The sequence below is a fragment of the Bacillus sp. EB106-07-01-XG149 genome, from assembly GCF_058791555.1.
On sequence record NZ_JBYTDP010000004.1, the window covers coordinates 390240 to 403648 of the forward strand.

The 13409-nt window shown below is 34.9% G+C and carries 17 protein-coding genes; 11 read left to right on the forward strand and 6 right to left on the reverse strand.

What is annotated here, in order from left to right:
• Positions 1-10: 10 nt before the first annotated feature.
• From AC3WTA_RS19035 to AC3WTA_RS19045, 3 genes are all read right to left on the reverse strand, one after another.
• The gene (locus AC3WTA_RS19035) at positions 11-1267 is read right to left on the reverse strand and encodes a serine hydrolase domain-containing protein (RefSeq protein WP_000768698.1); all 1257 of its coding nucleotides are present in this window, start codon (positions 1265-1267) and stop codon (positions 11-13) included.
• A gap of 100 nt (positions 1268-1367) precedes the next feature.
• Positions 1368-2567 (reverse strand): MFS transporter, encoded by a 1200-nt coding sequence (locus tag AC3WTA_RS19040; RefSeq protein ID WP_001190339.1) that lies wholly within the window; start codon positions 2565-2567, stop codon positions 1368-1370.
• A gap of 15 nt (positions 2568-2582) precedes the next feature.
• A complete protein-coding gene (locus tag AC3WTA_RS19045) occupies positions 2583-2999 on the reverse strand; it encodes a MarR family winged helix-turn-helix transcriptional regulator (protein WP_000343674.1) in 417 nt (138 codons plus the stop codon).
• 174 nt (positions 3000-3173) lie between these two features.
• Here AC3WTA_RS19045 and phaZ point away from each other — a divergent pair, with 174 nt between their 5' ends.
• Complete coding sequence (phaZ, locus tag AC3WTA_RS19050) at positions 3174-4091, forward strand: intracellular short-chain-length polyhydroxyalkanoate depolymerase (RefSeq protein ID WP_116480657.1); 918 nt, start codon at positions 3174-3176, stop codon at positions 4089-4091.
• 22 nt (positions 4092-4113) lie between these two features.
• Here phaZ and AC3WTA_RS19055 read toward each other — a convergent pair whose 3' ends face one another.
• A complete protein-coding gene (locus AC3WTA_RS19055; protein WP_002096443.1) occupies positions 4114-4314 on the reverse strand; it encodes a hypothetical protein in 201 nt (66 codons plus the stop codon).
• A 178-nt stretch (positions 4315-4492) separates the two neighbouring features.
• Here AC3WTA_RS19055 and AC3WTA_RS19060 point away from each other — a divergent pair, with 178 nt between their 5' ends.
• Complete coding sequence (locus AC3WTA_RS19060) at positions 4493-5689, forward strand: MFS transporter (protein ID WP_000062793.1); 1197 nt, start codon at positions 4493-4495, stop codon at positions 5687-5689.
• Positions 5673-5873, forward strand: a complete 201-nt coding sequence (locus tag AC3WTA_RS19065) for an NETI motif-containing protein (RefSeq protein ID WP_000166305.1) — start codon at positions 5673-5675, stop codon at positions 5871-5873. The genes AC3WTA_RS19060 and AC3WTA_RS19065 overlap by 17 nt, the downstream gene beginning before the upstream one ends.
• 101 nt (positions 5874-5974) lie before the next feature.
• Here AC3WTA_RS19065 and AC3WTA_RS19070 read toward each other — a convergent pair whose 3' ends face one another.
• Complete coding sequence (locus AC3WTA_RS19070; RefSeq protein ID WP_000323202.1) at positions 5975-6385, reverse strand: DUF4279 domain-containing protein; 411 nt, start codon at positions 6383-6385, stop codon at positions 5975-5977.
• Between the two features lie 350 nt (positions 6386-6735).
• Here AC3WTA_RS19070 and AC3WTA_RS19075 point away from each other — a divergent pair, with 350 nt between their 5' ends.
• Positions 6736-7185 carry a VOC family protein gene (locus AC3WTA_RS19075; RefSeq protein ID WP_000616178.1) on the forward strand — a complete coding sequence of 150 codons (450 nt, stop codon included), beginning with the start codon at positions 6736-6738 and terminating at the stop codon, positions 7183-7185.
• 140 nt (positions 7186-7325) lie between these two features.
• On the opposite strand, the gene AC3WTA_RS19080 is transcribed toward AC3WTA_RS19075, so the two are convergent.
• Positions 7326-8408 carry an S-layer homology domain-containing protein gene (locus AC3WTA_RS19080; protein WP_000516907.1) on the reverse strand — a complete coding sequence of 361 codons (1083 nt, stop codon included), beginning with the start codon at positions 8406-8408 and terminating at the stop codon, positions 7326-7328.
• 367 nt (positions 8409-8775) lie between these two features.
• Between AC3WTA_RS19080 and AC3WTA_RS19085 the strand changes: the two genes are divergently transcribed.
• Genes AC3WTA_RS19085 through AC3WTA_RS19115 form a run of 7 tightly spaced genes read left to right on the forward strand, consistent with a single transcriptional unit; the run spans position 8776 to position 13384 of the window.
• Positions 8776-9198, forward strand: coding sequence for a hypothetical protein (locus AC3WTA_RS19085; protein WP_000883451.1), 423 nt, complete (start codon positions 8776-8778; stop codon positions 9196-9198).
• Between the two features lie 26 nt (positions 9199-9224).
• Positions 9225-9530: a WXG100 family type VII secretion target gene (locus tag AC3WTA_RS19090; protein WP_000014540.1), complete on the forward strand. Its 306-nt coding sequence runs from the start codon at positions 9225-9227 to the stop codon at positions 9528-9530.
• 22 nt (positions 9531-9552) lie between these two features.
• Positions 9553-10272, forward strand: coding sequence for a DUF5081 family protein (locus tag AC3WTA_RS19095; RefSeq protein WP_000514115.1), 720 nt, complete (start codon positions 9553-9555; stop codon positions 10270-10272).
• The gene (locus tag AC3WTA_RS19100) at positions 10272-10598 is read left to right on the forward strand and encodes a hypothetical protein (protein WP_001198191.1); all 327 of its coding nucleotides are present in this window, start codon (positions 10272-10274) and stop codon (positions 10596-10598) included. Before AC3WTA_RS19095 ends, AC3WTA_RS19100 begins: the two co-directional genes overlap by 1 nt.
• Positions 10599-10630: 32 nt before the next feature.
• Positions 10631-12364 carry a hypothetical protein gene (locus tag AC3WTA_RS19105; RefSeq protein ID WP_000382712.1) on the forward strand — a complete coding sequence of 578 codons (1734 nt, stop codon included), beginning with the start codon at positions 10631-10633 and terminating at the stop codon, positions 12362-12364.
• A gap of 16 nt (positions 12365-12380) precedes the next feature.
• Positions 12381-12704 (forward strand): DUF6572 domain-containing protein, encoded by a 324-nt coding sequence (locus tag AC3WTA_RS19110; RefSeq protein WP_000025259.1) that lies wholly within the window; start codon positions 12381-12383, stop codon positions 12702-12704.
• A gap of 23 nt (positions 12705-12727) precedes the next feature.
• Positions 12728-13384 (forward strand): hypothetical protein, encoded by a 657-nt coding sequence (locus AC3WTA_RS19115; protein WP_000646590.1) that lies wholly within the window; start codon positions 12728-12730, stop codon positions 13382-13384.
• The last annotated feature ends 25 nt before the right edge of the window (positions 13385-13409 follow it).

Here is a 13409-nt window from a genome sequence, read left to right on the forward strand (position 1 = left end):
AAAGCTTCCACTACTGTGGAAGCTTCTCTATATGATGTGCAATATCAATATACATATTTGAGTAGACTGAATGTATTTCATTACTTGGCGTAGCGTTAGAAGAGAAGTGGACAATGACCATATTTGCTTTCGGATCGATGTAAAGTGTTTGTCCGTAACTGCCTAACACTTCGAAAGCACCTTGTTCATTGTGCGGAATCCACCATTGATTATGATAAGAAATGGAAGCTCCAGGGCCAACTGCAAGTTCACCTTCTTGGACATTTTTTATATCTTCAGTAATAGAAGAAGGGAGAATTTGTTTTCCATTATATTCCCCGTTGTTTAATAGTAATTGCCCGAATCTAGCCATATCTCTAGCAGTTGCATTTAAACCAGCGCTTGCCTGTTCTATTTTTGTTTCATCTGTAACGTAATACGCGTTTTCTTCCATACCAATTTGAGACCAAATTCGTTCACTAACATTTTCCGCTAATGATTTACCTGTGATCTTTCGAATCACCCAAGCGAGCGTTTCAGCTGATCCGTTATCGTAAGAAAAATCGGAACCAGGCGGTGCAGTTTCTTCTGCTTCTCGTAACATATCATAAATTTTCATCGGACCTTCGTAGTTTTTACCTCTAGGTAAAATATTGCTCGCTAAATATAGTTGTGCATCTTGATTTTCTAACGCTGGATGTTCATATCCGTGAGTAGGGTATTCTACAGAAACTTGCATGTCCATTAATTGCTGAAGAGTGGCATTACCGAACGGTGTATTTTTTAATTCTTTTATATATGCGTCAGCTGTTTTTTCTAAGTCAATACGATTTTCTTCAGCGAGAGATTGTATAATTGCCCCGGTAAAGACCTTCGCTAATGACGCCATGCCATGAGGTTCACTCTCGTTATATCCATTGAAATATCGTTCATATACAAGTTTTCCATTGTGTACAACGACAAAAGCATCCGTTTTGTTATCGTCTAAAAGCTTTTTTAGAGGAGTCGTTCCAAATCTACGCTCTACAGCAAAATCGTCTAAGTTTTGCGATGCGGTAGAGAAGTGGGAAACGTGATCCGGGTTATGTTTTACCTCGTTAATTAAAGTGAATTCTTTCATATGTGTGTATGACCAACGCAAGTAAGGATCATCTAACCAATTTTTTTTCGTCACGTTATTTTTCGATGGGATTGTTTTATTATGTTTGAAGTATGTAAAACCGAGCCCTGTAATTACAAATATGAATGTGATTATGAGTAAGAGTAGGGGAGATTTTTTAAGTTTCATATCGGTCCCTCCTTTTTATTTCTATTATAAGTATACGCTTCTATTGAAATAAATACAAAATAAGGAAAGTAAACGGGGAAGTTTACTTTCCTTATTTATGTTAAGCGGAAACTTTTCCGTCTGTATGTTGTTTCTTGAATTTTTGTTTTCGTCCGTGTAATCCATAATAGAGAAGTAAAGTGAATGCAACGATAATAGCTGCGATGAAATACATATTATGGTAAGTTGATTTCGCTGCGACGATACCTAAAATGAAAGAACCAAAACCGAGACCACTATCAAAGAATGAGAAGTACGTAGCTGTCGCAGAACCACGTCGATGGTTTGCAGCGGCAGAGATCGCAATCGTTTGGAAACTTGGAATTAATGTTCCGTAACCTAAACCGATTAACATACCTGCGCCAAGGAACCAAAACGGAGTTTGTGCTTGACTTAAAATGAACATCCCAATTGTGAAAATAATAATAGCCGGGTAAACAAGTACATTTTCACCGAAGCGATCAAAAATCTTTCCTGTAAATGGACGAGAAATTACAACTACGAGTGCGTATACAATAAAGAAGTAACTAGCAACTTCTCCTAAACCGATTTCTTTCGCATAAATAGGAATAAAAGATAAAATACCACTATAAGAAAAGGCTAAAACAAATCCTGTCAGAGCAATCGGAATAGAGGATGGTTCAATTAAGTCCTTCCATTTCATTTTTTCTCGTTTTTGTTTCTTCACTGGTGCTTCATGCGGAATATTTACAAGTAGTCCTAATAAAAATGCAAGCAATGAAAATACGGAACAAACGATAAATAGTACAGTAAATGAAAAATGAGAAATAATTGTTAAACCTAAAAAAGGACCAATTACCATCGGCAAACTCATGAATACGCCGAAATATGCTAGTGCTTCGCCTCTTCTATGAGCTGGCGCAACATCTGTGACAATCGTACCAGTAGCAGTGGTTGCCATACCGAACCCAATACCATGTAAGAAGCGAAGGGCAAGTAATAAAAATAAACTTTGCGCACCGAAATACATAACAGTAGCAGCTAAAAATAATGAAAGTGAAATAAATAAAATTTTCTTTCTCCCTAATTCATCGAGCCATTTTCCTGTAAATGGTCTACATAAAACAGATGAAATAAGAAAAACAGTTGCAACTAAACCAATTTCCTCAGGTTTTCCTTTTAGGCCGTCTATTACATAGACAGGCAGAGTAGTCATAAGCATATAGAATGTCAAGAAGAGAAATAGACTACTAAAACAAGTTCCGAGGAAATCCTTCGTCCAAAGTTTCTCACTTTGCATCGTCATCCCTCCAATTTAATCTAAGTTTTTAATGATTTGTTGTAACACTTGAAATGCTTGATGTAAATCATCTTCGCTAATACCTTCTAGTGTCTTTTCTTCGAAAGTATCAACTTCGTCTTGCCATATCGGAATCATTTTTATCGCTGTTTCTGATAAAGAAATGAGCTTCTCACGGCGATCTTTTCCTTCAGTACGAATAATCCAGCCCATCGTTTCCATACGTGTTAACGTACGAGTCATCGTTGGTGATTCAACATTTAAATACTGACATAACTCTGTTTGCGTACAAGAACCGGTTTGATTAATGCGGAAAATAACAGCCCATTGCGCACTAAATAATCCTGTTGGAGATACGCGTTCATTAAATTTCTTCGTAAACTTGCGAGAAGTCTGGCTGACAATGTGAAAAAAATGTTGTTTTTCGTCCATGTATTTTGATCCTTTCAAATTAGTTACCTAGCTAACTATATACTTTTTTATAATAATTGTCTAGTAATAGACATGTTGAGTTATGTAATAATTTCGTATAGGTTTTATGTTGCGAACGTATATTCTACATGCTATTCTTTAAGTAAGTAAAGAATTTTCTTTCTATTAAAAAGAATGGGGGAACTTGTGATGATTAAGCCTGCAACAATGGAGTTTGTTTCACTATCGAACGGAGAAACGATTGCGTATCAGGAAGTTGGAAGGCAAAATACAGAAATTCTTGTACTCATTCACGGGAACATGACATCGTCACAACATTGGGATTTAGTTATTGAAAAGATGCAAGATCAATACCATATTTACGCTCTTGATTTAAGAGGATTTGGCCAATCAACATATAATCAATCGATAGATTCATTACAAGATTTTGCAATAGATGTAAAACTATTTGTCGATCAATTGAAGCTAGAGAAATTTTCATTAATGGGCTGGTCAATGGGTGGTGGTGTTGCGATGCAATTTACAGCGAATCATCCAACGTTTGTCGAAAAGTTAATTTTAGTAGAATCGGTGGGCATGAAGGGATATCCAATTTTTAAAAAAGATATAAACGGGCAGCCAATCGTATCAAGTTTAGTAAAGACGAAGGAAGAGGTTGCACAAGATCCTGTACAAATTGCTCCAGTGCTAGATGCGATAAAAAATATGAATAAATTATATTACCGAACAGTATGGAATCTATTAATATATACACATAATCAACCTGAACCAGATCGTTATGAAAAGTATTTAGATGATATGTTAACGCAGCATAATTTCGTAGATGTAAATTATGCGCTCATTACATTTAATATTTCGGATGAACATAACGGGGTTGTAGAGGGAAATAAGCAAATTCATCATATTAAAGCTCCGACACTCGTCATACAAGGTGACAGAGATTATGTCGTACCGCAAGTAGTTGGTGAGGAATTAGCAAAACATTTACCGAATGCAGAGTTGAAGATATTAGAAGATTGCGGACACTCGCCGTTTATAGATTGCTTAGATGTATTTATTAAGCATGTAGAGGATTGGTTAGAAGAGAAATAATCCCCGAAAGTAAAAGTCTTGCCTATACGATAACATTGTAGGTAAAAGGGGAGATTATCTCTGCATCATCCGCTCTTAATTGCGCATACACTATATAATCATCACTTATATACAAAAATAATGATAAATCCGATGTATATGCAAGTTTCAACAACAGTAGTTCCTTTACAAATTCAGCAGCCACCAATAGCTCATGTACACCACCACTTATATGGACAATCATTTTATGAAAATCCATATTTCAAGCACTTTCATTACAATGTGAAAGCGCAAGTATGGGAAGGATAAGAAGCGAAAAGATTCATTCTTTTCGCTTCTTTTTTATTGCGAATATTCGTACACGCATTTAAAGAAACAGTTTATAATGAAAAGTGGACAGCGTGAGAAGGAGAGGGAAAAGGATGTCGATGCGTTTTACGTTTTGGATTATGGTTGGAATTGTAGCAATCTCGGGTTTGTCACAAGGTATGCTCTTACCGGCCATTGCAATGATTTTTGAACAAGAAGGGGTTAGTTCAAGTATTAATGGTATTCATGCGACAGCATTATACATTGGGATATTAGTTATTTCACCGTTTCTTGAAAAACCGATGCAAAAGTTTGGAATGAAGCCAATTATCGTTATTGGTGGGTTTCTCGTTGTTATATCATTATTCTTTTTTACACAAACTTTTTCATTTTGGGTATGGTTCGTTCTTAGATTTTTAGTTGGAGTCGGAGATCATATGCTTCATGTCGGAACACAAACATGGATTACGACAACATCAGACCCGAGTAAAATAGGGAGACAAGTATCGATATACGGTGTATTCTTCGGAATTGGTTTTGCCGTTGGTCCGTATTTAGCAAGCACTGTTCAGTACGGTCTTGCAACACCATTTATTATATCCACTATACTGTGCTTAATAGGTTGGCTATTATTACTGCCAACGAAAAATGCATTCCCGGCGCAAGATGAAAGAGAAGTGAAGAGTGAATCATCATTTTCTCGTTATAAACAAGTTGTTGGATTAGGATGGATTGCGTTACTTGGTCCACTTGCATATGGCGTACTCGAAGCAATGTTAAACAGTAACTTACCAGTATACGCGCTTCGTAAAGGATGGTCTGTTTCAGAAGTATCCTTCTTATTACCAGCATTTGCAGTTGGGGGCATAATTACACAAATTCCACTCGGTATATTGAGTGACAAATACGGAAGGGATCGTATATTAACGTGGACGTTTAGCATAAGTACGGGTATTTTCCTACTGGCAGCCGTATTTGATCAATATTACTGGATCGTCTTTGCCTGTATGTTGTTAGCGGGTATGGTCATTGGATCGTGCTTCTCTTTAGGACTTGGATTTATGACAGATTTATTACCGAGACATTTACTACCAGCAGGTAATATATTATCTGGAATCGCCTTTAGTTTAGGAAGTATACTGGGACCTGTATTAGGAGGCGTATTTATAGAAAAAATACAGTATACAAGCTTTTTCATTGCGGTTATGATTATAATAGGAATTCTCGCAATGGTATATATGATCTACATGAAGAATCAATTCGCATCAAGAAAAATAGAAAGTAGGTTAGGGCATGACAAAACAACCTAATAAGAAAAAATTTGAAGTACTCGAAAACGAAACAATTACAGACTGCTTAGCACGTATGGAACAAGAAGGCTACGCACCATCACGTCGCATGGAAGAGCCAATCTTTCATGAAGTGAAGAAAAACGGCAAAACAGAAGTTGAACCGTGTGGTAGAAAGATTGTCTTTGAGGGGAAATTGAAGTAATACGTTATATAAAAAGAATTTACTTTTGGGTACAAGCAAGATAAAACATAGAGTCACATAAGAAAACGCTATTGATTCCAATATCAATAGCGTTTTTATTTTTAACAAATATATAGATCAAAATGAATTTCTGCTTGAATGGAACTAGCAAAATCAATTATATCTTTTTGTAAATACATTGCAGGTGATTCGTTATTCTCCACTTGAATCACTACCATAAAAAGAAACTGTAAACTATATTTCTTCTTGAGATGTTTTAATTGCTCTGTTTTTCCTTCAAGAGATTTTAGAATAACATGCAACTGATTATTTATATCGTATGATTCTTGATAGCCAGTGCTTAAAGTCCAATCCGTCTCTTTTCTATATAGGGTTTTGGTGGATACAAGATTCGGATTATCACGTCTTGCAACAACATCATCTTTTTTATAAGTTCTTGTAGGCTCGATACGTAGGGCATTGGTAATTGCTTCAACAGGGAATATATCACCCGATGCACTAAAATAAGCCATAACTTTGGTTTTATCCAGAATGGTTCCTCCTCTTATTAGTAAGATGTTAATCTTATTACATTATAAAAATTTATGAATGTAAATAGAATTTTTATCCCGCTATTTGTCGGCAATAAAACTTCTATCTCAAAATCGACAAATGGGAGAAAAGTAGGTGAGAGCTAACATTAAAGTTTCACCTTATTGAATTCCGGCGCCGGGACATGAATGAGAAAACTGGACGACGTATACCTATACCTTTGTAGGAAAGAACAATGATACAAAAGTAGGATGCTTAAAAATATAATTATTTGTATGATAAAAACAAAATATATTTTAAAAATCAGAATGTAGAGGAGGGAAAATATAATATGATACAAAGCATATATGAAACTCATTTACATGTAAGAAATTTAGAAAAGGCGATAGATTTCTATCAAAATAAGTTAGGTTTAGCATTAGCAAAAAGACTATCGAAAAGACGAGTTGCATTCTTTTGGGTAGGAGAAAGTAAAGAGCAAATGCTCGGGTTATGGGAAATGCATACGAATGAAGAGTTTGAGACGAAACACTTCGCCTTTCGTGTAGATTTAGAGTTTTTAAATGATTCAAAATTATGGTTAGAGAAACGTGGAATAGAGGTAGTAGGGAGTCAGGGGAAAGGAAACCAAGAGGCGATTGTCCAAAGGTGGATGCCAGCTGCAAGCGTATATTTTCTAGATTGTGATGGAAATAAATTAGAGTTTATTTCTATGTTATATGATGATCCAGATGAATTTGAATATGCAACGTATTTAAGTGAATGGAATGCGGAGCACTAAAAAAAATAAAGTTTAATCAGTAGGAGTTTTATAGCTTTGTATTATGTTAAATAGGTAGGAACAAAATAAAATCCCTCAAGAAAAGGCACGCTCTTGAAGGATTTTTTTATGCTTTATATATTTATATTGTTTGTAACTTATTAATTATATTCATGATTAGATATTTCAGCGCGTTGAATATAACCATCAGAGAAGCTGAAATAAAGATAATAGCTTCCTCGATTATATATAAAGCCTTCGCTAGTCATATCCCCTCCGATTTCATCTGGTTCACCAAACCACTCTTTTAATTCATTTGTAGTTATATCCATTTTTACCCATATATGTCTTGCGTCCGAAGGGTACATGTCAATATTATAATCGCCGTATACCGCTGTATTAGGTGCATCACATTCTGTACATGGTGCTTTTTTCAAAACATCAGGCACTCCATATTCTTTTTTTACGTCAGATAGATCTTTACCCAATGAATTTAATTTAAATGGACCAAACGTCCCATTCTCTAAAGCTGTTGTTAACATTTGTTTCATTTCTTCTTTTGTATTGATGTTGAAATTATAATCTCTGTTTTTTGCTATTGCATTATATAAAAATTGTGCATACTCCTCACGTTTCACAAGCATGTTGCCATTGTAATTACCTGCCTCATCACCGTAGGATATTCGGTTACTACGTAGCGTATTTACAAATTTATAAGCCCAATGATCTTGAGGTACATCTTTAAAGTTATTTTGTCCTTTTGATTGTAATTGAAATGCTTTTTGTAATACTACTGCCATTTCATACCGAGTTAATGCATCATCTGGACGAAAAGCACCTGTTCCATCACCTGTCATAATTCCAGCTTGTACAATAGCTTTAATATCCTTTTCAAACATATGATTTTTAATATCGTTAAACATATTGCTTTGTTCATTGTTTGCTGTTAAACCTAAATAACGAGCGATTAAAGAAGTTACCTGGCCTCTAGTAATATTATCCCCAAAACCAAATTTTCCATTTCCATATCCGTTAAAAAGTCCTGCTGCTGCTAAGTAATCAATAGCATCTTTTGACCAGTGGTCCTTTGGTACATCTGTAAATACAGTGTTCGCATTGCCAGCTACTTTATAGTTATTCGTAGTTGTTTGTGCGTTTGCTGTGCCTACCATCATTGTAGTTGTTAGTGCTGTGGTGATTAAGAATCCCACAATTTTTTTAGCTTTGCTTGTTTTCTTGCCCATTTGAGAAAGCCTCCCCAGTTTAATTTAACTTTATTAAATATACGTATTACACATATACATTTAATACAATTAAATGTATACATCGCAATTATAACATGTAAATGATGATTATTTGTCATTAATTCACTTAATGTGGATAAAATTCCAATGATCTATATAAAACTATAATTTTTCTTCAATTGAATATTCATTGCTATTTAATTGAAGAAAAATGCGAAAGCTTTTTATAAAATATGGAAATGTTAAAACCCCTTTGATAAAATAGCAATATGCAAAAATAATTATTTATAAATTCTCAATGTAATGAATATTAATGTTTAAATATACGAATTTAACTACGTAGTTATTGTGCTAAAGGGGGAGAAAGATGTTAGATGAATTGTACAATGCTTTTTTAAATGCATCGGGTTTTACAGAAAGCGCGAGGAAACGAGATCAGTATGATAAATTACATGATTATTTAAAAGATCAAGAAAGAGAATTAAAGCAATACATTCAAGAGGCTGAATCAGCGAAGAGAGATTATGAGAGTAAAAGTAATGGCTTAGAAGCAAATAAAATTCCAGCAGTGGAATTTGAACAAAAACGTCATGAAAAGGATGAAGACTTAAATACAGTACTATCCTATTTTAAAAGTGCATTAAGCGAGGTTGGATCTGCGATAAGTACAGCTTATGCAAAGTATTTGGAATATAAAGCGAAAGCAGAAGCGGAGAAAGCGTCAGCATACGCTGCAGCGACCAAGGCTTTTGAAGAAAAGAAAAAGGAATTTGAAAACTTTATTCATTAAGCATACGAAGAATGGAGGGAATCCACATGAGTGGCAAAGAGGTTGAAATTATAGGAAGTAACACAGCAAGTGCCATTTCTTACGCACAAAACATAGAGAACGGCATGAAAGATTCTTTAAATCAAGCGAAAAACTTAAAAGCATACGTTACATGTGCGAAATGGAATGGAAAAACGAGAGATGCCTTTTTAAGTTATCTTGATTTAATCATTCAATATAACTCAGAAATGGTAGAGGCATTTGAAGGACATACGAAAGCTTTGAAAGAGTTAGAGAAAAGTATTCAAACGTATGGCGATATATCGGAAGTAAGGGCGATAAAAAAATTGTGATGGAGAAATGAGGAATAAAAGAATGGGGAAAGAAATGATTTTTGCACCTGCTGAATTATATGTTCTCGCAGGTGCAGCTGGGGTTACCGATATATTTGGATTGCCAAACCGTGACGTAATTATTTTACTTGATGAAGAATGTGTGACAAAAGCAACTACGAGTTTAAAAGAAAAAGGCCTACTTACAAGTGAAAACGGAATTACCCCTGCAGCTTTTCAATTGATTGAGCTATTAAAAGAATATGAAAATTGTCATGAATACACGAGAATGAATAATGTATTAATTGGCTTTTTGAAAGAGGATAAAGACCGAGTGGCTGTATTAACGGAAATAGAGCCAAATAAAAAATACGAGATCGACTACATACCAAAGCCAGACGTATATTTTTCCTTATTAACACGCATCCCTTTCTTATTGAGAGAACCGAGGGAAATAGAAGATACATTTTTCTCAAAGAGAATGACAGAGGCAGAACAACAAACATTTGAGGAAAAAGATTTATCAAATAAAGATGTTATAGCGATAGAAACGTATACGAGGCCTCGAAGTAATAGAGGAGGAAAATGGGAATGTTTCTTATATTTCACTGAAGGAGAAGATTTCGTTCAAATTGATGTAGAACGTAATCGATATGACTGGGTGAGTCTCTATGCGGTAAATAAGAAATTGTATGACGTGTTAAAAATGCCGTATAAAAAATTAATTGACCCGAGACAATTTTCGTTAGGAGGTATTGAATAATGCAAGTATCAATGGGAGATGGTGGTTCTGGTGGTGGAGAAGAAGTATTAGTTAATTTTCAAGAACTACTTGATATAGTAATGAAATTAGAAGATATATATAAAATCCATTTAGACGTCATTGGAACGAATATTGAGAGTTTATTAAGCAGTGATTTTTATCAAAAAGGTGAAGCGATGAGAGTAATTGAAAAATATCCTGATATATTACACAAAACACTTGAATTGTCTGAACACTATTTGAGGTCGGCGAAAGTTGTAGGAAATGTATGCGTGGAAATGCTTGAAAAGGACGAACAATTACGTGAAAGATTAAGTAAGTTGTAGAAATCACCATACGGCTGGGGGATGAAAACGAAATGGATGTGAAATATAGACCTGAACCATGGCAAAACATGGGGGATGGTATGAATCGAATTACAAAAGATGCACTCATAAAATTAGGGGACGCAAATGAATCATTAAAAAAAATTGATGGAAGAATACGAGATTTAGACTCAGATGGTAGTATACATTTTAACCCAAAAGATCAATCGCGAAAAATAGGGGAATTACTTGATAGCTATTCGACATTACAAAAATATTGCGGAGAAGCAGGGCGATTGGTCTCTGAACATATAGATAAACCTTTTTTAGTAGAAATGGATAAATTCGCTCAAAAAATGAGAGATACATCTATTCTTAGTTTCGAAACAAATAACCGAATTGGCTCTACAACAACGACAGTATTACCAGATGCGCACGCGGGATACGGAAGTGTACCGCAAACAATAAAAACAAAAAAAGATAAAATAACTGTAGAAGATATTTTTAAAGATTCACCTGCATTTGATAACGTACTGAGAGGGGAATACAAAGAACTAAAAAAACAAAATCCAGATGCAAAACTAAATTATGAAGAATACAAGAAAGTAGTCCCATCCACACGAGGATTTGAATACAAATCGATAGAAGATGAACAGAAAAAACTAGAAATGGTGCGAGACATAGGAATAGGCGTAGGAATCATCATCACAACAATCCTTTGTCCACCACTCGGGGCCGCTGCCGCAGTAGTATACGGAGGTGTACAAATAAAAAGCGGTATCGACGGAGAAGACTGGGGAACACATAGGAAATTGAGCCAAGAAGAGCGGGTAGGAAACATCATTTTTGGCGGATTAGATGCAATCCCAGTTGTTGGAGCAGTAGGAAAAGGAGTAAAAGCATTCAAAGACACGAGTGAATTGGCTGATTTAGCGAAATTATTAAAATACAAAGAAGGAATGCCTGGTTTTAATCCAAATTTGGGTGGAAATGTGGTACAATCGCTTAAGGAAAATAATCTATTAAAAAATTTAAAAATACAAGGCTGGAAAACCGTAGATAAGATTAATGATGCGGACTACTTCATTAAAGGTCTAGTAGCAAAAGGTGTGGACTCCGTAACCCCATTCGCTAAAGGTGTAGAAATCATGCCAGATGGAAGTGTCGTTAGATCTGGAACGAACTATAGCGGGAAATTCCAAGAAGCCCATGATGCCTCAAAGGCGAGTATTCAGAGTAGGATCTCGAATTTGGAGAGTGGTGGGGTTAAGGGTACGGGTGAAGTTGGAAAAGGGAATTCTGATTTACTTGATAATACCGGTAGATTTAAAGATGCTGAGTTGCAATCTAAGTATGATGTATATTGTGAAAGGAAATATAAGAATAGTGAAGCGCCTAAAGAGCCACTGGAGTGGAAAGAAGCAAGTGAAAAATGGGCATCACTTAAAGAGCAGGGGCAAGAATTTTCTGATGAAAGTTTTAATCTATTTTCACAGCAGTATGAAAACGCTGAACGAGAAATAACCATTGTTACACATGAAGGGACTAAGGTAAGAGTTGACGCCATTGCATCTGATGAATATGGGAATGTTATTATACAAGAATATAAAAGTTCCGCTACTGCTCCCTATACTACAAATCAAGAAAAGGGATTCCCTGAATTGAAGAATTCTGGTGGAAAGGTCGTAGGTGAAGGAAAGGGAGATTTTTCAGGGGGATACGAAGTGCCTAGTGGAACAAGACCGCAAATTGTTCGTCCTGAAGGGACAACTTATTTTGATGAATAAATGAGGTGAGAGATAAGTGTCAATATTAGACAAAAATAAAATAGATGGAATTGGCAAGAGTATGGGTGAAAATAAGTTAGCATTAATGATTGCAGATCATTTAGAGTGGGAAAATGAACTTCAGCACTTAACATTGTTACAAGATAAAATTAATGCCTATGTATCTTTTATTGAAAGTGGGCAAATATATAGTGTTTATCCGGATGCTAAGTTAGTAGATGGCTTTATATTCGATTTAAGGTTTAAATATAAACCGACTGAAAATTGTAATAAATTATTGGAGGTTTTTAGGAAGAATACTCAAGATTTGAGGATTGAGTTTAAAATATATGAATCTTAGGTAGTTTGAATTGGAGATGTAATATGAAAGCAAATAAAGCATTTGAGCGCGTATGTAATCTAATATCTGAAAAGTATTTAGATAATGGCTGGAAATATTCTAAGTCTGGTCATTGGATGAGTAAAAAAGATAAAAATTTCATTTATAAGGTACTCTTTTATACAAGTTGGAATAATATATCTGATAAAAATGTAGTATTTTATGGTGAATGCGCAATTCTTCCTTTAAAATCTAAAGATAAAATATTTCATATTAATACACGTCAGTGCAATGTACCAAGCGGTCAGTTATATTGGAACATAGCAAATGAGGAAGAGTGGGAGCGGACAGTTAACGAATTCACTAATTGGTTAAATAGTGTATTTATGCCAATTGTAGAAAGGTGTACGAATGATTTGAACAACTTTGTAAAAGAGGTTGTTGAAAGAGGTTTTTATCCTCAAAAGGGTTATATGGTAGATATTAATTTTATATTAACGCACGGGTCGCGTGAATTGGCAGAGGAAGCTACCAAAAGATACTATGACAGTTTGGAAGAGTCAATAAAAAAAGAATTTAAAGATAACTATGAAAGTATGGTGTGTGGTAATGAAGCAGTTAGTGCATATGGTAATAATATGATGAGAAATTACACCAATTTTAGAACTATCATAGATAATAAAATAATTGTTACTTTATAGTACATCAAATGGTTTGACTTAGTAA